Source organism: Paraburkholderia sp. MM5384-R2 (assembly GCF_014201025.1).
Classification (GTDB): Bacteria; Pseudomonadota; Gammaproteobacteria; order Burkholderiales; family Burkholderiaceae; genus Paraburkholderia; species Paraburkholderia tuberum.
This window is the reverse complement of the sequence record NZ_JACHDI010000001.1, coordinates 370,993-395,573: the sequence shown is the minus strand read 5'-3', so window position 1 is coordinate 395,573 and position 24,581 is coordinate 370,993. Positions and strand designations below refer to the sequence as shown.

General features: G+C 65.6%; 21 protein-coding genes. 19 read left to right on the top strand and 2 right to left on the bottom strand.

Annotation, left to right across the window (positions count from 1 at the left end; genetic code table 11):
- Positions 1-14 precede the first annotated feature (14 nt).
- From HDG37_RS01885 to HDG37_RS38950, 14 genes are all read left to right on the top strand, one after another.
- The gene (locus HDG37_RS01885) at positions 15-1,265 is read left to right on the top strand and encodes an RluA family pseudouridine synthase (protein WP_184043873.1); all 1,251 of its coding nucleotides are present in this window, start codon (positions 15-17) and stop codon (positions 1,263-1,265) included.
- Complete coding sequence (gene pgeF / locus HDG37_RS01880; protein WP_184043871.1) at positions 1,262-2,125, top strand: peptidoglycan editing factor PgeF; 864 nt, start codon at positions 1,262-1,264, stop codon at positions 2,123-2,125. The genes HDG37_RS01885 and pgeF overlap by 4 nt, the downstream gene beginning before the upstream one ends.
- A gap of 606 nt (positions 2,126-2,731) precedes the next feature.
- Positions 2,732-4,546 carry a class I poly(R)-hydroxyalkanoic acid synthase gene (gene phaC / locus HDG37_RS01875; protein ID WP_184044478.1) on the top strand — a complete coding sequence of 605 codons (1,815 nt, stop codon included), beginning with the start codon at positions 2,732-2,734 and terminating at the stop codon, positions 4,544-4,546.
- A 196-nt stretch (positions 4,547-4,742) separates the two neighbouring features.
- Positions 4,743-5,924 carry an acetyl-CoA C-acetyltransferase gene (locus HDG37_RS01870; protein ID WP_184043870.1) on the top strand — a complete coding sequence of 394 codons (1,182 nt, stop codon included), beginning with the start codon at positions 4,743-4,745 and terminating at the stop codon, positions 5,922-5,924.
- A gap of 227 nt (positions 5,925-6,151) precedes the next feature.
- Positions 6,152-6,892, top strand: coding sequence for a 3-ketoacyl-ACP reductase (locus tag HDG37_RS01865; protein WP_184003457.1), 741 nt, complete (start codon positions 6,152-6,154; stop codon positions 6,890-6,892).
- Positions 6,893-7,029: 137 nt separating this feature from the next.
- Entirely contained in the window at positions 7,030-7,656 is a 627-nt protein-coding gene (gene phaR, locus HDG37_RS01860) for a polyhydroxyalkanoate synthesis repressor PhaR (protein ID WP_184043868.1), read from the top strand.
- A gap of 273 nt (positions 7,657-7,929) precedes the next feature.
- On the top strand, positions 7,930-8,973 hold the full coding sequence (locus HDG37_RS01855) for a tRNA-dihydrouridine synthase (protein WP_184043866.1): 1,044 nt from the start codon (positions 7,930-7,932) through the stop codon (positions 8,971-8,973).
- Positions 8,974-9,054: 81 nt separating this feature from the next.
- Positions 9,055-10,449: a 30S ribosomal protein S12 methylthiotransferase RimO gene (gene rimO / locus HDG37_RS01850; RefSeq protein ID WP_184043864.1), complete on the top strand. Its 1,395-nt coding sequence runs from the start codon at positions 9,055-9,057 to the stop codon at positions 10,447-10,449.
- 3 nt (positions 10,450-10,452) lie between these two features.
- The gene (locus tag HDG37_RS01845) at positions 10,453-11,403 is read left to right on the top strand and encodes a sugar kinase (protein ID WP_090804664.1); all 951 of its coding nucleotides are present in this window, start codon (positions 10,453-10,455) and stop codon (positions 11,401-11,403) included.
- Positions 11,404-11,490: 87 nt separating this feature from the next.
- The gene (bktB, locus tag HDG37_RS01840; RefSeq protein WP_184043862.1) at positions 11,491-12,675 is read left to right on the top strand and encodes a beta-ketothiolase BktB; all 1,185 of its coding nucleotides are present in this window, start codon (positions 11,491-11,493) and stop codon (positions 12,673-12,675) included.
- 63 nt (positions 12,676-12,738) lie between these two features.
- On the top strand, positions 12,739-13,404 hold the full coding sequence (locus HDG37_RS01835) for a hypothetical protein (protein ID WP_184043860.1): 666 nt from the start codon (positions 12,739-12,741) through the stop codon (positions 13,402-13,404).
- Between the two features lie 84 nt (positions 13,405-13,488).
- A complete protein-coding gene (locus HDG37_RS01830) occupies positions 13,489-14,673 on the top strand; it encodes a cystathionine beta-lyase (RefSeq protein WP_184043859.1) in 1,185 nt (394 codons plus the stop codon).
- Between the two features lie 183 nt (positions 14,674-14,856).
- A complete protein-coding gene (locus tag HDG37_RS38955) occupies positions 14,857-15,306 on the top strand; it encodes a hypothetical protein (RefSeq protein WP_260332716.1) in 450 nt (149 codons plus the stop codon).
- Positions 15,307-15,357: 51 nt separating this feature from the next.
- Entirely contained in the window at positions 15,358-15,489 is a 132-nt protein-coding gene (locus tag HDG37_RS38950; RefSeq protein WP_260321381.1) for a hypothetical protein, read from the top strand.
- Positions 15,490-15,567: 78 nt separating this feature from the next.
- Here the strand turns inward: HDG37_RS38950 and serB are convergent, their stop codons facing one another.
- Positions 15,568-16,407, bottom strand: coding sequence for a phosphoserine phosphatase SerB (gene serB / locus HDG37_RS01820; protein WP_184043857.1), 840 nt, complete (start codon positions 16,405-16,407; stop codon positions 15,568-15,570).
- A 282-nt stretch (positions 16,408-16,689) separates the two neighbouring features.
- Here serB and HDG37_RS01815 point away from each other — a divergent pair, with 282 nt between their 5' ends.
- The 4 genes from HDG37_RS01815 (at position 16,690) to HDG37_RS01800 (ending at position 22,401) form a co-directional block, all read left to right on the top strand.
- Positions 16,690-17,925 carry a cytochrome P450 gene (locus tag HDG37_RS01815; RefSeq protein WP_184043855.1) on the top strand — a complete coding sequence of 412 codons (1,236 nt, stop codon included), beginning with the start codon at positions 16,690-16,692 and terminating at the stop codon, positions 17,923-17,925.
- Between the two features lie 201 nt (positions 17,926-18,126).
- Positions 18,127-19,146 (top strand): Ku protein, encoded by a 1,020-nt coding sequence (locus tag HDG37_RS01810; protein ID WP_184043853.1) that lies wholly within the window; start codon positions 18,127-18,129, stop codon positions 19,144-19,146.
- Between the two features lie 48 nt (positions 19,147-19,194).
- A complete protein-coding gene (gene ligD, locus HDG37_RS01805; protein WP_184043851.1) occupies positions 19,195-22,011 on the top strand; it encodes a DNA ligase D in 2,817 nt (938 codons plus the stop codon).
- 87 nt (positions 22,012-22,098) lie between these two features.
- Positions 22,099-22,401 carry a hypothetical protein gene (locus HDG37_RS01800; RefSeq protein WP_184033394.1) on the top strand — a complete coding sequence of 101 codons (303 nt, stop codon included), beginning with the start codon at positions 22,099-22,101 and terminating at the stop codon, positions 22,399-22,401.
- Between the two features lie 22 nt (positions 22,402-22,423).
- Here HDG37_RS01800 and HDG37_RS01795 read toward each other — a convergent pair whose 3' ends face one another.
- Positions 22,424-23,392, bottom strand: coding sequence for a LysR family transcriptional regulator (locus tag HDG37_RS01795; protein WP_184043849.1), 969 nt, complete (start codon positions 23,390-23,392; stop codon positions 22,424-22,426).
- A 112-nt stretch (positions 23,393-23,504) separates the two neighbouring features.
- On the opposite strand from HDG37_RS01795, the gene HDG37_RS01790 reads away from it, so the two are divergent.
- Positions 23,505-24,521 (top strand): zinc-binding alcohol dehydrogenase family protein, encoded by a 1,017-nt coding sequence (locus HDG37_RS01790; protein WP_184043848.1) that lies wholly within the window; start codon positions 23,505-23,507, stop codon positions 24,519-24,521.
- Positions 24,522-24,581 lie beyond the last annotated feature (60 nt).

Genomic DNA, 24,581 nt, shown 5'->3' with positions numbered 1-24,581 from the left:
GTGACCCAGATTCAATGACCCGCTCAAATACTCCAGGCGCCGCAGGCTCCGGGAATAGCAACGAAGATTATAGCGTAAGCGCCGACCCGGCCGACGCGTTGGGCGCCGATTCCGTCGACGACGATTTCTCCGGCGACGCGCTCGCCGCAAGCAGCCCGCAAGGCTCTGCGGCCGCGGCGGCACCCGTGCCCGTGCGCTCGGCCGACGAAGCGCCGCGCAGCGTCGTGGTACCCGACGAACTGGCCGGCGAGCGACTCGACAAGGTGCTCGCCAAAGTATTCCCGGAGTTCTCGCGCAGTCGTCTGCAAAGCTGGATCGAGGCGCAGCGGGTGCGCGTCGACGGCAAGGCGGCGAAGATCCGCCAGCCGGTGCCGCTTGGCGCGACGATCGAGCTCGTGCCCGATCTGCTGCCCGAGCAGCTCGCCTTCACGCCCGAGCCGGTGCCGCTCGACATCGTCTACGAGGACGACACGCTCGTCGTCATCAACAAGCCGGCCGGCATGGTCGTGCATCCGGCGGCTGGCAACTGGAGCGGCACCGTGCTGAACGGGCTGCTCTACCGCTATGGCGAGTCCGCGGCGGGTCTGCCGCGCGCGGGCATCGTGCATCGGCTCGACAAGGCGACCTCGGGGCTGATGGTGGTCGCGCGCACGCTCGAGGCGCAGACCGACCTCGTGCGCCAGTTGCAGGCGCGCACGGTCAAGCGCCGCTACCTCGCGCTCGTGTGGGGCAACCTGCCCGACGAAGGCACGATCGACGCGCCGATCGGCCGCGATCCGCGCGAGCGCACGCGCATGGCCGTGGTGACGGGCGCGGCCGGCAAGCCGGCGCGCACGCATTTCCGGCGCGTGGCCTCGGCGATCTGGCAGCGTCAGCCGGTCACGGCGATTCACTGCGATCTGGAGACGGGGCGCACGCATCAGATTCGCGTGCATTGCGCGCACATCGGTCATCCGTTGCTCGGCGATCCCGTGTACGGACGCGCGCGCGGCAAGCGCTCGGTCACGCCGCTGCCTGACGGCTTCGCGCGCCAGGCGCTGCACGCGTGGCGGCTCGGCCTGATTCATCCGAAGACCGGCCGCTCGATGCAATGGCGCGCCGAGGTGCCGGCCGACATCGAGGCGTTGTCGGCCGCGCTCGGTCTGGGTCGCGACGACGCGGGCGAGTTCGACGATGCGTATGGCGAGGATGCGGACTACGATGCATCGTTCGACGACGGCGCGTACGATGAAGACAGCGACCACGACGAGGACGATCACGCATGAGCACCAATCTGCCGGAGCTGGGTTTTGCCGATGTCGTGCAACCCGCATGGAACGTGTCGCCGCGCGTGCGCGCGCTCGTGACCACCCGCGACGGCGGCGTCAGCGACGCGCCGTTCGGCCGCTGGCGCGACGGTGCCGACCAGCCCGGCGGGCTGAATCTGGGCATGAAGACCGGCGACGATCCCGCCGCGGTCGCGAGCAATCGCGCACGGCTCGTCGCGCTTGCCGGTGTTCGCGAGGCCGCGTGGCTCGAACAGATCCATGGCGCCGGCATCGTCCGCGCCGAGGATGTGATCGCGCACGCGCGCGAGCATGGTGCGCCGGCGCGCGCCGACGCGAGCGTCACCGATGGCGCGGGCATCGCGTGCGTCGTCATGGTCGCCGATTGCATGCCGGTGCTGTTGTGCGACGAAGCGGGGCGCGCGGTCGGCGCCGCGCATGCCGGATGGCGCGGACTCGCGGCGGGCATCGTCGAGCAGACCGCCGCGCGGGTCGCGGCGCTGGCGGGTGTGCGGGCGAGCGAGCTGCATGCGTACCTCGGCCCGTCGATCGGGCCCACCGCATTCGAAGTCGGCGCAGACGTGCGTGACGCCTTCATGACCGGTGCCGACGATGCACAACGCGACGCGACCGCGCAGGCGTTCGTCGCGCATCCCGCGAATGCCGGCAAATATCTCGCCGATCTGCCGGCGCTGGCGCGCCTGCGCCTGCAGAGGCTCGGCCTTACGCGCATCAGCGGCGGCGATCTGTGCACGGTCACGTTGCGCGAGCGTTTTTATTCGTATCGCCGTGATCGCGAGACCGGTCGCATGGCCGCGTTGATCTGGATCGACGAACAGGCGCAATCAATTGCCGATTAATTCGGGATGGCGCGCGGGCGCATCTTGTCATACTTTTAAAATCGAGCCGTGGTTTTATTTCGCGTGAATGCGCACCGGGTCGTTATTCGCGAATCCCACTGCCGACCCGTCGCTGACGGCCCGTTCCCCGGCCTTCACACGCATTTTTTGTTGCGTTGCCGGAAGGCCCGCCGATAGCGCGAATCGCCCGCCGGCTGTGTGGGCGACCGAACGAATAAATATGCTTAAGTGCCATGCGCCATAGGAGTTTTTCGGATTTACCCGCGGCAGGCATCATTTGGTGCGTTAAAGCGCGATTTGCCATACAGGGAAAACGATAATTAAAAAACTATCGCACTGCGGCAAAATCGGGAGCAAGCATTGACATGCCTTGTGATGGGGAGCAAGAATGTTCCTTCTAAGCTCCTCGTCGTTCATGGGACAGGGCGTGACGAAGTCGCGAGCAATCGCCACATGCGCACGGACCTGCCTCTTAACCCGTCCGCAAGGACTTACCGGTCAAAAGCAGGTATGGCAGCATCTCATTCCTCAGCTTCCCCCAGCACCGACTCCTCGAAGGAGCAGACGCAGCAGGCCGGTACGAGCGGTGCATCGTCAGCCGCAGGCATGCTGCAATTTCTCGACGCCTGGATGAACGCCTGGCGTTCGTTCGGCGCGCAGCCCGATGGCACGGCATTTCAGATGCCCTCAATGCCGCAGATGCCGGACCTTGCACAGATAGCGGCGGGCTTCCCGCAAATACCGGCGTTTCCCGGCATGCCCGACTTCAGCAAGCTGGCCGCCGGTGCGTTGCCGTCGTTGCCGGGGCTGAGCATTCCCAACGCCGCGATTCCGCCCGAGCGTTTGCAGAAGCTGCAGACCGACTATTCGCGCGAGGCGATGGAGCTGATCCAGCAGGCCACCACGTCGGCGATCAAGGCGCCCGAGCTCAAGGACCGGCGCTTTAGCGCAGACGCCTGGAGCGCGGCGCCCGCCTACGCGTTCACTGCCGCGTGGTATCTGCTGAACGCTCGCTATCTGCAGCAGATGGTCGACGCGCTCGACACCCAGCCGAAAACCCGCGAGCGCATTCGCTTCGCGGTCCAGCAGTGGACCGCGGCGGCCTCGCCGAGCAACTTCTTCGCGCTGAATCCCGAAGCGCAGAAAACGCTGCTCGACAGCAAAGGCGAGAGCTTGCGCCAGGGCGTGATGAACCTGCTCGCCGACATGCAGCGCGGCAAGATTTCCCAAACCGACGAATCGCGTTTCGCGGTCGGCGAGAACCTCGCGAACACCGAAGGTTCGGTCGTGTTCGAGAACGATCTGCTGCAACTGATCCAGTACAAGCCGCGCACGGCGACCGTGCGCGAGCGGCCGCTCCTGATCGTGCCGCCGTGCATCAACAAGTACTACATTCTCGACCTGCAACCCGAAAACTCGCTCGTCGCGCACGGGCTTGATTCGGGCCATCAGGTGTTCCTGATTTCGTGGCGCAACGCGGATCAGTCCATCGCGCACAAGACGTGGGACGACTACATCGGCGAGGGTGTGCTCACCTCGATCGACACCGTGCGCAAGATCAGCGGCCGCGAGCAGATCAATACGCTCGGCTTTTGCGTCGGCGGCACGATGCTCGCCACCGCGCTCGCGGTGGCTGCGGCGCGCGGCGAACATCCGGCCGCGTCGATGACGCTGCTCACCGCGATGCTCGACTTCTCCGACACGGGCGTGCTCGACGTGTTCGTCGACGAGGCGCACGTGCAGATGCGCGAGCAGAGCATCGGCGGCAAGAACGGCGCGCCGCCGGGACTGATGCGCGGCGTCGAGTTCGCGAACACGTTCTCGTTCCTGCGCCCGAACGACCTCGTGTGGAACTATGTCGTCGACAGTTACCTGAAGGGCCGCACGCCGGTACCGTTCGACCTGCTGTACTGGAACAGCGACTCGACCAGTCTGCCTGGGCCGATGTACGTCTGGTATCTGCGCAACACGTATCTCGAGAACAAACTGCGCGAGCCCGGTGCGCTGACCACCTGCGGCGAGCCGATCGATCTGTCGAAGATCGACGTGCCGACCTTCATCTACGGTTCGCGCGAAGACCATATCGTGCCGTGGCAAACCGCGTATGCGTCGGCGCCGCTGCTCACCGGGCCGCTAAAGTTCGTGCTCGGCGCGTCGGGCCATATCGCCGGCGTGATCAATCCGCCCGCGAAGAAAAAGCGCAGCTTCTGGAAGCTCGATACCGACGCGAAGACGCTGCCCGAAAGCGCGGACGAATGGTTCGACGCGGCGACCGAAGTGCCCGGCAGCTGGTGGCCGGAATGGACCGACTGGCTCGATCAGTACGGCGGCAAGAAAGTGAAGCCGCGCGCCAATTTGGGCTCCGACGAATTCCCGGTCATCGAGCCGGCGCCGGGCCGCTACGTGCGGCAGCGGGAGTAGGTTTACGCGCAGGCTCGACGCGCGCGTACGGCATTGCTGTCGACGTCGGCATAGTGCGCAGTCGGCCGGTGCATAGGTGTTTGGCAGGTGAATGAGCGTCTGGTTGATGAAGGCGTGAGAGCAACGCAAGTTGCAACGCAATTTTTAACGTAACGGGCTGTGGCGCAGTTGGCCGGGATGCCCGGAGGATATGGAAATGACTGATGTTGTGATCGTATCGGCCGCTCGTACTGCAGTGGGCAAGTTTGGTGGGTCGCTGGCGAAGATTGCCGCACCTGAACTCGGCGCGCTCGCGGTGCGCGCCGTGCTCGAACGGGCAGGCGTGAAGCCGGAACAGGTGAGCGAAGTTATTCTGGGCCAGGTGCTGACGGCGGGCTCCGGTCAGAACCCCGCGCGTCAGGCGCTGATCAAGGCGGGTTTGCCGGCCGCCGTGCCGGGCATGACGATCAACAAGGTCTGCGGCTCAGGTCTGAAGGCCGTGATGCTCGCGGCCAACGCGATCATCGCCGGTGACGCGGACATCGTCGTGGCAGGCGGCCAGGAAAACATGAGCGCCGCGCCGCACGTACTGCCGGGTTCGCGCGACGGTTTCCGCATGGGCGACGCGAAGCTGATCGACTCGATGATCGTCGACGGCCTGTGGGACGTCTACAACCAGTACCACATGGGCGTGACGGCCGAGAACGTCGCGAAGGAGCACGGCATCACGCGCGAACAGCAGGACGCGTTCGCGGCGCTGTCGCAGAACAAGGCGGAAGCCGCGCAGAAGGCGGGGCGCTTCAACGACGAAATCGTGCCGGTCGAGATTCCGCAACGCAAGGGCGAGCCGCTGCGCTTCACCACCGACGAATTCGTGCGTCATGGCGTGACGGCCGAATCACTCGCGAGCCTGAAGCCGGCGTTCTCGAAGGAAGGCACGGTCACGGCGGCCAACGCATCGGGTCTGAACGACGGCGCAGCCGCGGTGCTCGTGATGTCGCTGAAAAAAGCGGAAGCGCTCGGCCTCACGCCGCTCGCGCGCATCAAGGCATACGCGAACGCGGGTGTCGATCCGAAGGTGATGGGTATGGGCCCGGTACCGGCTTCGCGCCGTTGCCTCGAGCGCGCGGGCTGGACGCCGGCCGACCTCGACCTGATGGAAATCAACGAAGCGTTTGCCGCGCAGGCGCTCGCCGTGCACAAGCAGATGGGCTGGGACACGTCGAAGATCAACGTGAACGGCGGCGCGATCGCGATCGGGCACCCGATCGGCGCGTCCGGTTGCCGGATTCTCGTCACGCTGCTGCACGAAATGCAGAAGCGCGATGCGAAGAAGGGTCTGGCGTCGCTGTGTATCGGCGGCGGCATGGGTGTCGCGCTCGCGGTCGAGCGCGTTTAAAGTACGCTGGGTACGCCGCGCGCACTCGCGACCGGTCGCGCGCGGTCTTCGCCGGCACAGGCATCTGGCCGCGCGGCACGCCAACTGGCGGTGCGGCGCGTTGCAACAGGTGACTCGTGTCGGCAGTGCGCGTTGCCAGACGGTCGCCCGGCGGCAACGCGAACCAGCATCAGGCGAGGCACGAGGTCGCCGGCAGGTGCCTCGACAACGATAACGGAGTGTGGTTTATGACACAGCGAATTGCGTACGTAACGGGCGGCATGGGCGGCATCGGCACCAGCATCTGCCAGCGTCTGCACAAGGAAGGCTTCAGGGTGATCGCCGGCTGCGGCCCGAATTCGCCGCGCCGTGCGAAGTGGCTCGACGAGCAGAAGGTACTCGGCTACGACTTCGTCGCCTCCGAGGGTAACGTCGGTGACTGGCAATCGACCAAGGACGCATTCGACAAGGTCAAGGCCGAAGTCGGCGAGATCGACGTGCTGGTCAACAATGCCGGCATCACGCGCGACGTCGTGTTCCGCAAGATGACGCACGAAGACTGGACGGCGGTAATCGACACCAATCTGACCAGCCTGTTCAACGTCACCAAGCAGGTGATCGACGGCATGGTCGAGCGTGGCTTTGGCCGGGTGATCAACATTTCGTCGGTGAACGGCCAGAAGGGCCAGTTCGGCCAGACCAATTATTCGACCGCGAAGGCCGGCATTCATGGCTTTACGATGTCACTCGCGCAGGAAGTGGCGACCAAGGGCGTGACGGTCAACACCGTGTCGCCGGGCTACATCGGCACCGACATGGTCAAGGCGATCCGCCCGGACGTGCTGGAAAAAATCGTCGCGACGATTCCGGTGCGCCGCCTCGGTCAGCCGGGCGAAATCGGCTCGATCGTCGCGTGGCTTGCGTCGGAAGAATCGGGCTTCGCTACGGGCGCCGATTTTTCGCTGAACGGCGGCTTGCATATGGGCTGAGCCATTGGCGCGCCGGACCGGAAGGCGGCGCGCTTCGGCTCAGAGGGTTTTGCCGGCGTCCGGGCTGCGCAATGGATGCCGTTGCACAGCCCGGACGCCGTTTCCGCGTTTGCTTAACTCGAGCTTAAAGGCGTTACATGACTACTACTACAAAGAAAACGGCCGAACGACTGATCAAGAAATATCCGAATCGTCGGCTCTACGACACCGAGACGAGTACCTACATCACGCTGACTGATGTGAAGCAACTCGTGCTCGATCAGGAAGATTTCAAGGTGATCGATGCCAAAAGCAACGAGGACCTGACGCGCTCGATCCTGCTGCAGATCATTCTCGAAGAGGAGAGCGGCGGCCTGCCGATGTTCTCGTCGTCGATGCTGTCGCAGATCATCCGGTTCTACGGTCATGCGATGCAGGGCATGATGGGCACGTATCTGGAAAAGAACATCCAGGCCTTCATCGACATTCAGGCGAAGCTTGCCGACCAGTCGAAGAATCTCTATGAAGGCAAGGCGATGAACCCCGAAGTCTGGTCGCAGTTCATGAACATGCAGGCGCCGATGATGCAGGGCATGATGACCAGCTACATCGAGCAATCGAAGAACATGTTCGTGCAGATGCAGGAGCAGATGCAGAATCAGGCGAAGACCATGTTCGCCACGTTCCCGTTTACGCCGGGCGGCGCGGTCAATGCGAGCAATGTGAGCAATGTGAGCAATGCGCCGGCCACGCCGCAGGCCAATCCGGAGACGGAGAAGAAGTGAAGGAGTGAATGGCGGCGAGCTCGCGGGAGTGCAGCCGCCGACGCGCTACAATGGCGGCCCGCGCGTGGGGACGCTTTTCCGTCGGAACCGGATTCCGGCCGCGGCTCGATATCCGTTGCGTCCACTGCCGGCACACCGCTGCTTGCGCCGTTACCGTTTCTTCCGCTGGACCCGTCCTATGTTTCAGACCGTCTCCCTGATCGCGTCAGCGTCTTCCGTTGCGAAGGCCGCGCGGATCATTCTGCTCTGACTCCCCGTTCACCCACACCGCTCATGAGCCGGCTGTTTCTCGCCCCGATGGAAGGGCTCGCTGACTATGTGCTGCGCGACGTGCTGACGAGCGCGGGCGCTTTCGACGGCTGCGTGTCCGAGTTCATCCGCATCACAGGCTCGCTGCTGCCAACCCGCGTCTACGAGCGCGAGGCGCCCGAAATCCTGCACGCGAGCGTGACCGCCAGCGGCACGCCGATGGTGATCCAACTGCTCGGCAGCGATCCCGAGTGGATGGCACGCAATGCCGCGTGCGCGGCCACGCTGTCGCCCTACGGTATCGACCTGAACTTCGGCTGTCCCGCCAAAGTCGTCAATCAGCACGGCGGCGGCGCGATGCTGCTCGCGAACCCGAAGTTGCTGAACCAGATCGTCTCGGCCGTGCGCACCGCGGTGCCTGCCGATATCGCGGTGACGGCAAAAATGCGCCTCGGCGTGTCCGACACGTCGCGGGCGATCGAATGCGCGCAGGCGCTCGCGGACGGCGGCGCGGCCTCGCTCGTCGTGCATGCGCGCACGCGCGACGACCGCTATCGGCCGCCTGCGCACTGGGAGTGGATCGCGCGCATCGACGACGCCGTCGACGTGCCCGTCGTCGCGAACGGCGAAGTCTGGACGGTGGGGGACTGGCAGCGTTGCCGCTCGGTCAGCGGCTGCGCGGACGTGATGATCGGGCGCGGCGCCGTGTCCGATCCGTTCCTCGCGCAGCGAATCCGCGGGCTCATCGACCCGTGTCCATCTGCCGACGAATGGCAGCAGGTGCTGGGTTCGATCGTCGGCTACATGAACAAGCTGCGGGCGCATGGCACGCTGACCCATGAGCACGGCCGCGTCAAGAAGTGGCTCAGCTACCTGCAGCGGACCTGGCCGCAAGCCGCCGAACTGCATGCGGCGATCCGGCGAGTGCAGGACTCTGACGAAATTCTTACGGTAATCGGCCAGGCGCTGGCGGCCGGAGCCGCGTCGGCGCCGACGCGTCGGCACGTTTCCAGCGACGAAAACAGCGAGCTGAATCAACCCGGTCCTGCCGAACCCATCCCCGTTTGAAGGCTAGAATTCAAAGACTTACGAGCGGTGGCGGTGGCGAACCGCTACAATTCAGGGTTTAACGTCTTCAAGCGGTTCCCCATGTCTTCCACCCCCTCGAACGCTCCGGCCGTGCCGGGCGCCACGCCGAAAGTCGGCTTCGTCTCTCTCGGCTGCCCCAAGGCCCTCGTCGATTCCGAGCAGATCATCACCCAGTTGCGCGCCGAAGGCTACGAAATCTCCGGCACCTATGACGGCGCGGACCTCGTGGTCGTCAACACCTGCGGCTTCATCGACGAAGCCGTGCAGGAAAGCCTCGACGCGATCGGCGAAGCGCTCAACGAAAACGGCAAGGTGATCGTCACCGGTTGCCTCGGCGCGAAGAAGAGCGCGAGCGGCTCGGGGCTGATCGAGGAAGTGCATCCGAAGGTGCTCGCCGTAACCGGCCCGCACGCGCTCGGCGAGGTGATGCAGGCGGTGCACAGCCATCTGCCGAAGCCGCACGATCCGTTCGTCGATCTGGTGCCCGCCGCGGGCGTCAAGCTCACGCCGCGCCACTACGCGTACCTGAAGATTTCCGAAGGCTGCAATCACCGCTGCACGTTCTGCATCATCCCGTCGATGCGCGGCGATCTGGTGTCGCGCCCGGTCGCGGAAGTGATGCTCGAAGCGGAGAACCTGTTCAAGTCCGGCGTGAAGGAACTGCTCGTGATCTCGCAGGACACGAGCGCATATGGCGTCGACGTCAAATACCGCACCGGTTTCTGGAACGGCAAGCCGATCAAGACGCGCATGACGGATCTGGTCGCCGCGCTCGGCGAACTCGCCGCGCAATATGGTGCGTGGGTGCGCCTGCATTACGTGTATCCGTATCCGAGCGTCGACGAAGTGATTCCGATGATGGCCGAGGGTCCGTACAAGGGCCATGTGCTGCCGTATCTCGACGTGCCGTTCCAGCACGCGCATCCGGAAGTGCTGAAGCGCATGAAGCGCCCGGCCAACGCCGGGAAGGTGATGGAGCGCGTCAAGGCCTGGCGCGAGATCTGCCCCGATCTGACGATCCGCAGCACGTTCATCGCCGGCTTTCCGGGCGAGACCGAAGAGCAGTTCGAGACGCTGCTCGATTTCATCCGCGAGGCGGAGCTCGATCGCGTCGGCTGTTTCGCGTATTCGCCGGTCGAAGGCGCGAGCGCGAATGAACTCGACGGCGCGCTGCCCGATGAAGTGCGTGAGGAACGTCGCGCGCGCTTCATGGAAGTGGCCGAGCAGGTGTCGGCCAAGCGCATCGCGAGGAAGGTCGGCAAGACGCTGAAGGTGCTCGTCGACGAAATCAACGCGGACGGCGGCATCGGCCGCACCGCGGCGGATGCGCCGGAGATCGACGGCGTCGTCTATATCGCGCCGTCCGCCAAGGCGTCGAAGCGCTACAAGGTCGGCGATTTCGTATCGGTGAAGATCACCGGCGCGGACGGCCACGATTTGTGGGGCGAGGTCTAAGCGATGACGCACAGCGCGGCCGCACAGCCTGAAGCTCACACACCGGACATCCTCGCGCTCGGCGAGGCGATGATCGAATTCAACCAGTCGGCGAAGGATCAACCGAACTACCTGCAAGGCTTCGGCGGCGATACGTCGAACTTCTGCATCGCGGCCGCGCGCCAGGGTGCGAGGACCGGTTTCGTGTCGGCGGTCGGCGCCGATCATTTCGGACGCCTGCTGGTCGATCTGTGGGAGCGCGAGCAGGTCGACACGTCGTTCGTGCGCATCGATGCGCAGGCGTCGACCGGCGTCTATTTCGTGTCTCACGGCCCCAACGGCCACGCGTTCGACTATCTGCGCGCGGGCTCGGCGGCGAGCCGCTATGCACCCGCCGATCTGCCGCGCGACGCGCTCGCGGCGGCGAAGGTCGTCCATCTGTCCGGCATCAGTCTCGCGATCAGCGTCAGCGCCTGCGACGCCGCGCTCGAAGCGATCGCGCATGCGCGCGCGAACGGCGCGCGCGTGAGCTTCGACACCAATCTGCGTCTTAAGCTGTGGCCGCTGGCGCGGGCGCGCGCGGTGATGCTCGAGGCGATCCGCCAGACTGACATCTGCCTGCCGAGCTGGGACGATGTGACCGAACTGACGGGGCTGACCGGCCGTGACGAGATCGTCGATTTTCTGCTGTCGCATGGGCCGGGCGTGGTCGCGCTGAAGCTCGGCAAGGACGGCTCGTATATCGCGACACCCAACGAGCGGCGCGTCGTGCCGGGCCATGTCGTCGACGCGGTCGATGCAACCGGCGCCGGCGACTGCTTCGGCGGCGCCTTCATCGCGCGCATCGTCGCGGGCGACGATCCATTTGCCGCCGCGCGCTACGCGAACGTTGCCGCCGCGCTGTCCACGCAAGGTTATGGCGCGGTCGCGCCGATTCCGTCGCGCGAGACCGTCGAGCGGCGGCTGGCGAACTAGGTTTTACGTAAGCCGCGCGCGGCGCAGCATGGCCCGCGCTGGTGCAATCATCCAGGCAGACTGGAGAGACAACAGGAGGGACAGGCGATGCAACGGGACGTAGTGGTGGTAAGTGGTGTGCGCACGGCAATCGGCACGTTCGGCGGCGGCCTGAAGGATTTCGCGCCGACCGATCTCGGCGCGCGCGTGGTGCGCGAAGTGCTCGAGCGCGCGAGCGTGTCGGGCGACGAAGTCGGACACGTCGTGTTCGGCAACGTCGTGCACACCGAGCCGAAAGACATGTATCTCGCGCGCGTCGCCGCGATCAACGGCGGGGTCGCGCAGCATACGCCCGCGCTGACCGTGAACCGGCTGTGCGGCTCGGGCTTGCAGGCCATCGTTTCGGCCGCGCAGAGCGTGCTGCTAGGCGACGCCGACATTGCGATCGGCGGTGGCGCGGAAAACATGAGCCGCGCGCCGTACTCGATGCCGGCCGCGCGCTTCGGACAGCGCATGGGCGACGCGCGTCTCGTCGACATGATGGTCGGCGCGCTCAACGATCCTTTCCAGTCGATCCACATGGGCGTGACCGCCGAGAACGTCGCGCGCAAATACGAGATCTCGCGCGACGCGCAGGACGCGCTCGCGCTCGAGTCGCATCGTCGCGCGGCCCACGCGATCACGAGCGGCTACTTCAAGGAACAGATTCTGCCGATCACGATTGCGTCGAAGAAGGGCGACGTCGTGTTCGACACGGACGAGCACGCGAGGCTGAACGCAACGGCGGACGACTTCGCGAAGTTGAAGCCGGTGTTCGCGAAGGAAAACGGCACGGTGACGGCGGGCAACGCCTCGGGCATCAACGACGCGGCCGCGGCCGTCGTACTGATGGAGCGTGGCGTCGCCGAGCGGCGCGGCGTGAAGCCGTTGGCGCGACTCGTGTCGTACGCGCATGCGGGCGTCGATCCGGCGTATATGGGCATCGGCCCGGTGCCGGCGAGTCGCAAGGCGCTCGAGCGGGCGGGTCTCACGGTCGCCGATCTCGACGTGATCGAGGCCAACGAGGCATTCGCCGCGCAGGCCTGCGCGGTCAGCAAGGAGCTCGGCTTCGATCCGGCCAAGGTCAATCCGAATGGCTCGGGCATTTCGCTCGGCCATCCGATCGGCGCGACCGGCGCGCTGATCACCGTGAAGGCGCTGTACGAGCTGCAGCGCATCGGCGGGCGCTATGCGCTCGTCACGATGTGCATCGGCGGCGGGCAGGGGATCGCGGCGGTTTTCGAGCGTCTGTGAGCGCGCACGGCAGGCCGGCGCGACATAGGTAGCAAGCAGGAACCAGCAACAGGGATCGACGGGATGCAGGAAGCGAAAGTGACGAAGGGTTCGGCAACGCGCGCCTTGCGCCGGCGCGCCGGCGTGGTGGTGAGCGCCGCCGCGCTGTTGTGTACGGGCACGGTGCTGTGGATGCCGTCGCAGGCGTGGGCGGAAAGCGATGCGGTCAAGGCACTGGCCGCGCCGCCGCCGATCCAGCTGCCGCTGAAACCGAGCCCCGAGTTCGCGAAGTTTCCGCGCTACGTGGGCACGCTCGGCGCGCGGCCGATCGTGCTGCGGCTCGGGCCCAAGACCGACGATCCATCTGGCGTGCACGGCGAGTATCAGTACACCGATAGCGGCGAGGTGATTCTGATCGCCGGCGATCGCGACGGCGATACGCTCGAAGTCGAGGAATCGAACGACGGCACGCATATCACCGGCAACTGGGTCGGCAAGTTCGCGGCGGACGGCTCGCTCGAAGGCGACCGCATGAACGTCGACGATTCGAACCCGCAGGAATTCAACCTGAAGCCGCTGGCGGCAGGGCAGGCGGTGCCGTTGGCCGGCTCGGCCGGCGGTGCGGCGACGAGGCCTGCCGCCCCCTCACCGCAACCGGCCGGGGCCAACGGCGCGGCGGCTCCCGCGCCGGCACCCGCTGCCGGCGGGCACCCAGTGGGCGGCGTCAGCAACCTGCAAACGGGCTACTGATGCGCGCGCGCGCCGGGCATCCGGAATCGCGCAGCGCGGCCGTTGCTTCAGGCTCGCTTCACCATGTTTTTCACCGAGCTTCACATGACTGAATCCAAATTCAAACATGGCCTGCAGACCCGCATCGTGCGTGCCGAGGACCAGATCACGCCGGGCTTCGAATCGTTCTCGACGCCCGTCACGCGCGCGTCGACGGTGGTGTTTCCCGACCTCGCCGCGATGCGCGCGCTCGACTGGAAAAACGACGCGCAATGGCGCTACGGCCTGCATGCGACGCCGACGCAGATCGCGCTCGCTCAGCGCCTCGCCGCGATCGAGGGCGGCAATCATGCGCTGCTGCAGCCGTCGGGGCTGTCGTCGATCTCGAACGTCTACTTCGGCCTCGTGAAGGCCGGCGACGACGTGCTGATTCCCGATAACGTGTACTCGCCGAACCGCGACCACGGCGACTGGCTCGCGCGCGATTTCGGTATCACGGCGCGCTACTACGATCCGCTGATCGGCGCGGGCATCGCCAGTCTGATCCAGCCGAACACGCGCCTGATCTGGATCGAGGCGCCCGGCTCGGTGACGATGGAAGTGCCCGACGTACCGGCCATCACGGCTGCGGCGCGCGCGCGCAAGGTCGTCACCGCGATCGACAACACGTGGTCCGCGGGCCTCGCGTTCCGGCCGTTCGAGCACGGCGTCGACATCTCGGTGCAGGCGCTGACCAAATACCAGTCGGGCGGCGGCGACGTGCTGATGGGCGCGACGATCACGGTCGAGCGCGACGTGCATGTGAAGCTGAAGGCGGCGCGCATGCGCATGGGCATCGGCGTGTCCTCGGACGACTGCTCGCTGATCCTGCGCAGCCTGCCGAGCATGCAGTTGCGTTTCGCGCAGCACGATCGGGTGGCGCTGTCGCTCGCGACGTGGTTGAAGAGCCGGCCGGAAATCGTCGCGGTGTTGCATCCGGCGCTCGCCGACTGTCCGGGGCACGAAGTGTACAAGCGCGATTTCAGCGGCGCGGGCGGACTGTTCTCGGTGGTGTTCGACGAACGGTACAGCGCGGCGCGGATCGACACGTTTTGCGAGTCGCTCGAACTGTTTTCGCTCGGCTGGAGCTGGGGCGGCGCGCATAGCCTCGCGATGCCGTACGACATCGCGTCGATGCGCACTGCGGCGCAGTGGCCGCATCGCGGCACGTTGGTGCGCTTCTATATCGGTCTGGAAGACGAGGCGGACCTGCGTGCGGATATCGAGCAGAGCCTGGCCAAGCTGGCTTAACGCGCGTTAGCCCTGTTCGACACGTTGTTCGAGAAGCCCGCCGGGATGTGTTCCCGGCGGGCTTTTTTGTTGCCCTGAGTATCAGGCAGACCCGACCGTTCGGCCGAATGTTCGATGTCGCGGCGCGACGCTACGATCGTGTGCTTGCCGGATAACGTTGCGGCGCTCAGGGGAGGGGCTTGGATGAATCTTTTCTTCTGGCTGTTGCTGAACCTTGCGGTGCCGATTGCCGGGCCGATCTTTACGCTCGCGCTCGTCGCGCCCGCGTATGGCTGGCGCGTTGCCAGGACGATGATTGCGGCGTCGGTCAAGGACGGGCAACTGTTCTGGTGTGCGATCGGACTTTGCGCCGCCGCGATTTATGAGGCGGTGATGGCCTTGGAGCAGGGCAGCGGGGAGACGTCGATGCTTGCGTTGGGGATCGTTGGGTTCTGGGGGTTGGCGTTCGCCTGTTCCATAGCCGTGATGGCGTGCTTACTCAAGGTGCGGCGGGACGGCTTCGTCACACTTATCGATCACCGGCAGACCGAGTCCGTGGTTGGCGCGCAATCACGTGGGGCGATAGGCACGTCAATTTTCATGACCTGCCTGGCGGCGCTTCTATCCGCGGCCCTGCACATTTACCTCAATTAGTTTTATTGGATAGTGCAGCTCTTATACTTGTTCTGTCTTGTGGAGGAGCTTATGAAACAATTTATCCTGTCATTGGAAATAGGCAAAAATCACGATCGCATTATGAAGGGCGTATTGATCTTCAGCATCCTGATTTCCATCGGCATGTTCGCTCTGTTCCTGCCGGCCATTTTCAACAGATAACGCAACGGTTTGCGCGGCTCGCCAGCGCGTCGGTCGTTGTGCCGACGCGAGCGATAACGGATCCCTCGAGCGCCAGCCTCAAACCAACCGCAACAAACCGTCCAGTCCAACGAAATTGAACGACACGCTGGCTGCTTCCCGCACCACCGGCTTCGCCCGGAATGCAACGGAGAGTCCCGCTTCGGCCATCATTTTCAGGTCGTTCGAGCCGTCGCCCATCGCAATTGCGCGCGACGGTTCGAGGCCGAGCGTCGCGCAGGTTTCGCGCAGCGTGCGCGCTTTCACCTCGGCATTGACGATCTCGCCCATCACATTGCCGGTCAGCTTGCCGTCGATGATTTCAAGCGTGTTCGCGCGCGTGAAATCGAGCCCAAGGCGCGTCTTCAGCTTCGCGGTGAAGAACGTGAAGCCGCCCGACACGAGCAGCGTTTTCAGGCCCGCCTGTTGCGCGCCGGCCAGCATGCGTTCGGCGCCCGGCGACAACCGCAGCCGCTCCTCGTACACGCGCTCGAGCGCGCTGGCGTCGAGCCCTTTCAGCAGCGCGACCCGACGAATCAGGCTCTCGTTGAAGTCCTTGATCTCGCCGCGCATCGCAGCCTCGGTGATCGCCGCGACTTCGGCTTTGAGTCCGCAGAAATCGGCGATTTCGTCGATGCACTCGATCGTGATCAGCGTCGAATCCATGTCCATCGCGACGAGGCCGAAGTCGCTCAACTGGCGGCCGGTTTCGACAAACGCGTAGTCGAGTCGATGCGCATAGCAATACGCTTCGACGTCGGCGCGTTGCGCGAGGTTCGCGTCGGCGATGCGAATCGCGTGCTCGTCGATGACGGCGGCGTGCGAGCCGCGTGCGAGCGCGACGAGCGTTTTGTGGTGGTCGGCGCAAAGGGGGGCGACGCTTTGAATGACGAGGTTCATAAACGACCGGTGACGCGGGAAGAAAGAGGCGCGTGGCGCGCGGAAAATCCCGCTATTGTATCGGTTCTGTGCGTTGGCCCGTCGCCGGCGGCTATGCCGCGCCTTGCCGTGCGCTCCGGCGGCGTGCGGTTCATACTGGCGCATCGAATCATGTGATGCAGTCGTCGCGTTGGCTGAAGCCGGCGATCGGCGCATCGCCGTAACGCAGCAGGCCGAACGAATACGGTCACACGAACCCACCACCCCACACGGGCGCAACAAGACGCCCCACGGAGACAACGCATGACCCCGGCAACCACCCGCGAGGCATCCTCCCTTGCCCGCGACTTCGATCTGCGTCATCTGAGCCCGGCGTTCTACGCCGATCCCTATCCGGTCTATCACGCACTGCGCAGCTATGAGCCAATCCGGCGCATGCCCGACGGCTCGCTGTTCCTGACGCGCTTTCGCGACGTGCAGGCGGTCTACCGCGACCCCAAGACCTTCAGCTCCGACAAGACCGTCGAATTCCGCCCGAAATACGGCGACTCTCTCCTCTACGCGCATCACACCACGAGTCTCGTGTTCAACGATCCACCGCGCCATACGCGGGTGCGCAAGCTGATCGCCGGCGCGCTGACCGCGCGCGCGATCGCGGCGATGGAGCCCGCCCTGATCCGGCTCGTCGACGGCCTGCTCGATGCGGCCGCGCAGCGCGGGCGTATCGATCTGATCGGCGAATTCGCGTCGGCGATTCCGGTCGAGGTGATCGGCAATCTGCTCGAGGTGCCGCACGATGAACGCGCGCCGCTGCGCGACTGGTCGCTCGCGATACTGGGCGCGCTCGAGCCGTCGCTGACCGACGCGCAGTTCGAGCGCGGCAATCGCGCGGTCAGCGAATTCGTCGACTATCTGCGCGGCCTCGTCGCACGACGCCGCCGCGAGCCGGGCGATCCGCAGCACGACGTGCTGACGCGGCTGATCCAGGGGGAGGGGCCGGACGAGCAGCTATCTGAAGCCGAACTGCTGCAGAACTGCATTTTCATCCTGAACGCCGGGCATGAAACGACCACCAACCTGATCGGTAACGGGCTCGTCACGCTGAGCGAGTGGCCTGACGAGCGTGCCGCGCTGCTGCGCGAGCCGGAGTTGATCGGCACCGCGGTCGAGGAGTGCTTGCGCTTCGAGAGTTCGAACCAGCTCGGCAATCGCATGGCCACCGTCGATACCGAGATCGGCGGCGTCGCGCTCGCGCGCGGCACGCCGCTCACGCTGTGCATCGGCGCGGCCAATCGCGATCCCGAGCAGTTTGCCGAGCCGGACCGCTTCGATATCCGCCGCGACCCGAACCGGCATCTCGCGTTCGGGTTCGGGATTCATCAGTGCGCGGGTCTGTCGCTGGCGCGGCTGGAGGCGCGGATTGCGATCGGGCGCTTCGTGCAGCGCTTCCCGGCGTATCGCGTCGATGGTGAGCCGACGCGGGGCGCTCGCGTGCGGTTTCGCGGGTTTGCGTCGGTACCGGTCCTGCTCGAGCCTTGATGCGGGCGTCGCGTAGACCGCGCGCACCAGGAAAACCGTAGGTTTTGCCGCCTCGTCGCAAGACTTACAACCCCATGACAGCACGCCGCCGAGCCGACCCGCTCCTGCTTTACGCGTGGCAGCAGTGTCGAGCGCGCCGAAACGCGGGCACGCTTGCTGCTTCGCCTGATATCTCAGGGCCATGGGACAGGGGGGCGCGCGATGGCACACATGATCTGGAAGGGCGCAATCAGTTTCGGGCTCGTCCACGTACCGGTGCAGCTTTATCCGGCGACGCAGTCGGAGAAGGTCGGCTTCAATCTGCTCGACAAGCGCACGATCGATCCGATCGGCTACAAGCAGTTCAACAAGCGGACCGGCAAGGACGTGACCCGCGACAACATCGTGCGCGGCTTCGAGTACGAGAAGGATCACTACGTCGTGCTGTCGGACGACGAAATCCGCTCGGCGAACCCCGAGTCGACGCAGACGGTCGACATCCTCGCGTTCGTCGACGCCCCCGACATCTCGTTTCTCTATCTCGATACGCCGTACTTCCTGACGCCCGACCGTAAGGGTGAAAAAGTCTATGCGCTGTTGCGCGAGGCGATGACGGCGTCGGGCAAGATCGGCGTCGCGAGTGTCGTGCTGCACAACAAGCAGCATCTGGCGGCGCTGATTCCGCTCGGTCCGATGCTCGCGCTGAACACACTGCGCTGGGCCGACGAGGTGCGCAATTTCGACGAATTCAACGTGCCGCCCGAAGGCATGAAGGCCGCCGGCGTGTCGGCGAAAGAACTCGACATGGCGAAAAAGCTGATCGAGGACATGAGCGAGACGTGGGACCCGATGCAGTATCACGATACGTTTCGCGACGACATCATGGCGCTCGTCGAGCGCAAGATTCAGGCGGGCAAGACCGAGGAGGTCGTCGAGGTCGAAACGCCGCACGAGTCGCGCAAGTCCGCCGACATTCTCGACCTGTCCGATCTGCTGCGCCGCAGTCTTGGCCGCGGCAAGGGCAAGCAGGCCGCCACGGGCCGCAAGCGCGCCGCCGACGAGGACGAGGATCAGAGCGATAGCGAGGCCGAGTCCGACGAAGAGGCGGCCGCGCCCGCGCGCAAAAAGCCGCGCGCGGCAAGCACGGCGCGCAGTCGCAGCGGTAGCGGCGGCAGCGGCGGCAGCGGGCGCGCGACGTCGAAAACCACCGCAACGTCCCGCAAACGGCGCGCGGCGGCCTGAGCGCGCGGCCGAGCCGCCTATGGCACCAAGCGCACCGGAGTCATCGCCATGAACGACCGGCTCGAGCACTATCATCGCAAGCGCCGCTTCGAGGACACGCCGGAGCCTGCCGGCGCGACGACCCGCAAGCGCGCCGCGAGCAAGACCGGCAAGCGCGCGACGCGTGCCGCGCCCGATACGCTCTCCTACGTGATCCAGGAGCACGACGCGCGGCGTCTGCACTACGACTTCCGGCTCGAACTGAACGGCGCGCTGCTGTCGTGGGCGGTTCCGAAGGGGCCGAGCCTCGACCCGGCGGTCAAGCGGCTCGCGGTGCACGTCGAGGACCATCCGGTCGAATACGGTACCTTCGAGGGCGAGATTCCGCCCGGCAACTACGGCGCGGGTACCGTGATCGTGTGGGATCGCGGCACGTGGGAGCCGGCGGGCGGCGCGGCCGAAGCCGCGCGGTCGTACGCGGCCGGCAAGCTCAAGTTTCACTTGCACGGCGAGAAGCTGCATGGCGGCTGGACGCTCGTGCGGAGCCACATGCGCGGCAGCGGCGACAAGGAGCAATGGCTGCTGATCAAGGAGCGCGACGAGGAAGCGCGCGACGAAAGCGACTACGACGTGCTGAAGAAGCTGCCGGGCAGCCTGCTGGCCGACGGGGCTTCGAAAGGCAGGAAAACGAAGCAATCGAAAGCGCAGACGAAAACCTCGCGCGACGGCAAGGCCACGAGCGCGGGCAAGCCGGCAAAATCCGCATCCTCGCGCCGCGCAGCCGATCCCAAACGCCCCGACATCGTCGCGACGCGCAGCGCGCAGTCGCTACGCGAACTCGCCGCATCGCCATCGATCGAAGGCGCGGTCGCAGCGGCCTTGCCCGCGAGCCTGAAGCCGGAGCTGGCGACGCTCGTCGACAGCGCGCCGCCAGGCGATGACTGGCTCTACGAAATCAAGTTCGACGGCTACCGCGTGCTCGCGCGCATCGACCACGCGTCGAAAGCGAAGGGCGGTGCCGTCAGCGTTTTCACGCGCAACGGCAACGATTGGACCGCAAAGTTCAGCAAGCAGATCGAGGCTCTCGCGGCACTCGATGTGCAAAGCGCGTGGCTCGACGGCGAGGCGGTCGTGCTCGATGAACGCGACGTGCCGAACTTCCAGTTGCTGCAAAACGCGTTCGATGCGCATCGCCCGCAGGACATCGTGATCTATCTGTTCGATCTGCCGTTTCTGAACGGCTACGACCTGCGCGACGTGCCGCTCGAACAGCGCCGCGCGATTTTGCGGGCGCTGCTCGAAGGCGTCGACGATCGCGTGCTGCGCTTTTCGAACGACTTCGCGTTCAGCGCCGACGAGCTGCTCAAGAGCGCGTGCGACATGGCGCTCGAAGGCATCATCGGCAAGCGGCGTGACAGCAGCTATGTGTCGGGCCGCTCGCCGTCGTGGATCAAGCTGAAGTGCCGGCGCCGCCAGGAGTTCGTGATCGGCGGCTATTCGGAGCCGGGCGGCAGCCGCTCGGCGTTCGGCGCGCTGCTGCTCGGCGTCTACGACGCCGATGGCCGGCTGCAGTACGCAGGCCGCGTCGGCACCGGCTTCGACGCCGCGCTGCTGCGCTCGGTCAAACAGGGGCTCGACGCGCACGCGAGCAAGCGCATGCCGTTCGCGAGCACGCCGCGCGAGCGCAGCCGCACGCCCGTGCATTGGGTCGAGCCGGTGCTCGTTGCCGAATGCAACTTCGCCGAATGGACGGGCGACGGCATCGTGCGCCAGGCGTCGTTCGTCAGCCTGCGCGACGACAAGCCGGCCCGCCAGATCGTCAGGGAAACCGCCCGACAAGGAGTCGACGTGCAACAGCAAACCGAAACCGCCACCGCCGCTACGCCGCAAACAGGCGCGCCGAAAAAGCGCGCAACCAGCAAGACCGCCAGTGCCGCCAGGCCCGCCGCCAAGGAAAGCGCGCCCGCCCGAACCACGGCAACACGCTCGCGTGCACAGAGCGAAATCGCCGGCGTGCGCATCTCGCATCCCGATCGCGTGATCGACAAGAGCAGCGGCGTAAGCAAGCTCGAACTGGTGCAGTACTACGAATCAATCGCCGAATGGATGTTGCCGCATCTGCGCGAGCGGCCCGTCGCGCTGGTGCGCGCGCCCGAGGATATCGGCGGTGAGCTGTTCTTCCAGAAGCACAGCCAGAAGCTGTCGATTCCCCACGTCACGCAGCACGAGGGACTCGATCCGGGCCATCCTCCGCTGATCACGATCGACACGCTCGCCGCGCTGGTCGGCGCCGCGCAGATGGGCACCGTCGAATTTCATACGTGGAATGCGGTCGCGTCGAACATCGAAAAGCCAGATCGCATGGTGTTCGATCTCGACCCGGACCCGTCGCTCGGCTGGGAACGCATGGTCGAGGCCGCGCAACTGACCCGCTCGCTGCTCGACGAACTGGGCCTGAAGTCGTTCTGCAAGACGAGCGGCGGCAAGGGCTTGCACGTGGTCGTGCCGCTCGCGAAGCAGGCCGGCTGGGACGAAGTGAAGGATTTCTCGCAGGCGGTCGCGCAGCACATGGCGGCGACGCTGCCGCAGTACTTCAGCGCCAAGATGGGCGCGCAGAATCGCAAGAAAAAGATTTTCATCGACTATCTGCGCAACAACCGTGGCTCGAGCACGGTGGCCGCATTCTCGGCGCGCGCGCGGCCGGGGCTCGGGGTGTCGGTGCCGCTCGCGTGGGACGAACTGGAGAGCACGACGAGCGGCGATCAATGGGGCATCCGCAACGTCCACGAGCGTGTGGACGGCCTCGGAAACGACCCGTGGGCCGACTACGCAAAGACGCGTCAGCGCATCACCGCGGCGATGAAAAAGCGTCTGGACGTCGCGTGATGAGCGCGCGTCCGGGTGGCTGAATCCAACCCGCGAATGCGCCGTGCGTACTTGGCGCGCGAACGCGCTTCGCGAAGGAGCAATGCAATGAAGACCCTGCCGCAATCGACCGATGGCGACCCGCAAGCCGACCCGCACGCGAACAAGGATCCGAAGTCGCTGCAGGAAGCCGCGGCGCCGCTGCCGCATGAAGCCGACCAGCATCCCGAGTCGCAGCACGAGGACGAGCCGCGCCATGTCGGCAAGCAGGCGCATGACGACATCGAGCATGGGCAGCAGGATACCGACCGCCGCGGCGGCGGCGAGTATCAGCAACGCACGCAGAACGACGCGCATGCCGATGTGAACTCGGATCGCAAGCAGGGCGGCGCAAAGGTCGGCAAGCGCTGACGCGGCGTAGCGGGCATCGCGCCTACGCGCCCGCCCGGCCAACCGGCTCGCGATCCCAGTACGGCGGATCGCCGAAATGCGCGGCGACGAAGTCGATGAAGGCGAGCGTTTTCGGCGGCACGAACGCGCGGCTTGGGTACACGGCCCAGATCGCGACGTCGTCCGCGAGAGGATAGCTGGCGAGCACGCTGACGAGTTTGCCGCTGCGCAGATAGGGCGCCACGTCCCATGTCGATTTCAGCGCGATGCCGAAGCCCGCGAGCAGCGCGTCGCGAATCACCTCGCCGTTGTCGGTGACGAGGCGGCCGCTCACGCGCACGTCGAGGGGACCGGCGGGCGTCACGAAGCGCCAGTCGCGCTGCTCCGACAGGATGATGCACTCGTGCCCCGCGAGATCCGACGGATGATGCGGCGTGCCGCGCGCGGCCAGATAGGCGGGGGCCGCGCACAGCACGCGGCGGTTGACCGCGAGCCGCCGCGCGACCAGCGACGAATCCTTCAGCACGCCGACGCGAAGCGCGACATCGATTCCCGCGTCGACCAGATCGACCACCTGATCGGTCAGGCGCAGATCGACGCTGACCCCCGGATAGCGGCGCAGAAACTCGCTGATCACTGGCGACACGTGCTGACGCCCGAACGACGACGGCATCGACACGCGCAGCCGGCCCTGCGGTGCGGCCTGCGCGCGGCCGACCGATGCGCGCGCTGCCGCGGCCGCGTCGAGCAGCGCCTCGGCGCGCGTCATGAACACTTCACCGTCCTGGGTGAGGCTGATGCGGCGCGTGGTCCGATGCAACAAACGCGCGCCGAGGATCTTTTCGAGTTGTGCGATCCGCGCGCTCGCGACCGCCGCCGACAAACCGAACTCGCGCCCGGCCGCCGACACGTTGGCGAGCAGCGCGGCACGCACGAACAACGCGACGTCGAGCAGATCGAGCCGTTCGCGTTCGCTGGGCACGGACCGGCCGGCCGGGCTTGAATCGTCCATTATTCTGAAAAACCAAAAAATGTTTCAGTGATTATGACTGTTTTATCAGAATAAGAACCATCCTACGATACGAGTCATGCGTGCACATCAACCGAACCCACAAGGAGCAGCCATGAAAGCCGTCGGACTCTACCGTTATCTGCCCATCGATCACGCAGAAGCGCTCGTCGACGTCGAGATCCCAAAACCCGAAGCGACCGGCCGCGATCTGCTGGTCAAGGTCGAAGCCATTTCCGTGAACCCGGTCGACGCCAAGGTGCGTGCGCCGAAAGACGCCGTCGAAAAGACGCCGCGCGTGCTCGGCTGGGATGCGGCCGGCACCGTCGTCGCGGCCGGGCCCGAGGTCACGCTGTTCAAGGTCGGCGATCCGGTGTTCTATGCGGGCAGCATTACCCGGCCGGGCGCCAACAGCGAGTTTCATCTGGTGGACGAACGGATCGTCGGACACAAGCCGGCGTCGCTCGATTTCACGCACGCGGCCGCGTTGCCGCTGACCGCGATCACTGCGTGGGAAGCATTGTTCGATCGCCTCGGCGTATCGCCGCAGGGCGCCGACGCAGGCCGTACGGTGCTGATTTTCGGCGGGGCGGGCGGGGTCGGCTCGATCGGCATCCAGCTCGCGAAGCAGCTCGGCAAGCTGCAGGTGATCGCGACCGCGTCGCGGCCCGAATCGGCGAAATGGGCACGGGAGCTCGGCGCGGATCACGTCGTCGATCATTTCGGCGATGTGCCCGCGCAGATGAAGGAGATCGGCATCGAGCAGGTCGACTACGTGCTGATCTTCAACGACACCGACCGTAATTTTCCGGCCGCCGCGCAACTGATCAAGCCGCAAGGCGGCATCTGCACGATCGTCGAGAACAGCGCCGCCGTGCCCGTCGAATTGCTGAAGGCGAAGAGCGCCGCGTTTCACTGGGAGTTCATGTTCACCCGCTCGATGTTCGGCACGACCGACATGATCGAGCAGCACAAGCTGCTGACCGAGGTCGCGCGGCTCGTCGATGCGGGCACGTTGCGCACGACGCTCGGCCAGGACCTCGGCCGCATCAACGCGGAGAATCTGCGTCGCGCGCATGGGTTGCTCGAAGCAGGACACGCGATCGGCAAGCTGGTGCTGACCGGCTTCTGAGATGAAATCGACGCGCAGAAAGCGCGTCGCCGCAAGCGGGTTAACACCCGGGCCGACACG

What these genes read in the sequence shown, in the direction of transcription:
- HDG37_RS01885 (WP_184043873.1), top strand. Translation starts at nt 15, where the DNA reads ATGACCCGCTCAAATACTCCAGGCGCCGCAGGCTCCGGGAATAGCAAC.
- pgeF (WP_184043871.1), top strand. Translation starts at nt 1,262, where the DNA reads ATGAGCACCAATCTGCCGGAGCTGGGTTTTGCCGATGTCGTGCAACCC.
- phaC (WP_184044478.1), top strand. Translation starts at nt 2,732, where the DNA reads ATGCTGCAATTTCTCGACGCCTGGATGAACGCCTGGCGTTCGTTCGGC.
- HDG37_RS01870 (WP_184043870.1), top strand. Translation starts at nt 4,743, where the DNA reads ATGACTGATGTTGTGATCGTATCGGCCGCTCGTACTGCAGTGGGCAAG.
- HDG37_RS01865 (WP_184003457.1), top strand. Translation starts at nt 6,152, where the DNA reads ATGACACAGCGAATTGCGTACGTAACGGGCGGCATGGGCGGCATCGGC.
- phaR (WP_184043868.1), top strand. Translation starts at nt 7,030, where the DNA reads ATGACTACTACTACAAAGAAAACGGCCGAACGACTGATCAAGAAATAT.
- HDG37_RS01855 (WP_184043866.1), top strand. Translation starts at nt 7,930, where the DNA reads ATGAGCCGGCTGTTTCTCGCCCCGATGGAAGGGCTCGCTGACTATGTG.
- rimO (WP_184043864.1), top strand. Translation starts at nt 9,055, where the DNA reads ATGTCTTCCACCCCCTCGAACGCTCCGGCCGTGCCGGGCGCCACGCCG.
- HDG37_RS01845 (WP_090804664.1), top strand. Translation starts at nt 10,453, where the DNA reads ATGACGCACAGCGCGGCCGCACAGCCTGAAGCTCACACACCGGACATC.
- bktB (WP_184043862.1), top strand. Translation starts at nt 11,491, where the DNA reads ATGCAACGGGACGTAGTGGTGGTAAGTGGTGTGCGCACGGCAATCGGC.
- HDG37_RS01835 (WP_184043860.1), top strand. Translation starts at nt 12,739, where the DNA reads ATGCAGGAAGCGAAAGTGACGAAGGGTTCGGCAACGCGCGCCTTGCGC.
- HDG37_RS01830 (WP_184043859.1), top strand. Translation starts at nt 13,489, where the DNA reads ATGACTGAATCCAAATTCAAACATGGCCTGCAGACCCGCATCGTGCGT.
- HDG37_RS38955 (WP_260332716.1), top strand. Translation starts at nt 14,857, where the DNA reads ATGAATCTTTTCTTCTGGCTGTTGCTGAACCTTGCGGTGCCGATTGCC.
- HDG37_RS38950 (WP_260321381.1), top strand. Translation starts at nt 15,358, where the DNA reads ATGAAACAATTTATCCTGTCATTGGAAATAGGCAAAAATCACGATCGC.
- serB (WP_184043857.1), bottom strand. Translation starts at nt 16,407, where the DNA reads ATGAACCTCGTCATTCAAAGCGTCGCCCCCCTTTGCGCCGACCACCAC.
- HDG37_RS01815 (WP_184043855.1), top strand. Translation starts at nt 16,690, where the DNA reads ATGACCCCGGCAACCACCCGCGAGGCATCCTCCCTTGCCCGCGACTTC.
- HDG37_RS01810 (WP_184043853.1), top strand. Translation starts at nt 18,127, where the DNA reads ATGGCACACATGATCTGGAAGGGCGCAATCAGTTTCGGGCTCGTCCAC.
- ligD (WP_184043851.1), top strand. Translation starts at nt 19,195, where the DNA reads ATGAACGACCGGCTCGAGCACTATCATCGCAAGCGCCGCTTCGAGGAC.
- HDG37_RS01800 (WP_184033394.1), top strand. Translation starts at nt 22,099, where the DNA reads ATGAAGACCCTGCCGCAATCGACCGATGGCGACCCGCAAGCCGACCCG.
- HDG37_RS01795 (WP_184043849.1), bottom strand. Translation starts at nt 23,392, where the DNA reads ATGGACGATTCAAGCCCGGCCGGCCGGTCCGTGCCCAGCGAACGCGAA.
- HDG37_RS01790 (WP_184043848.1), top strand. Translation starts at nt 23,505, where the DNA reads ATGAAAGCCGTCGGACTCTACCGTTATCTGCCCATCGATCACGCAGAA.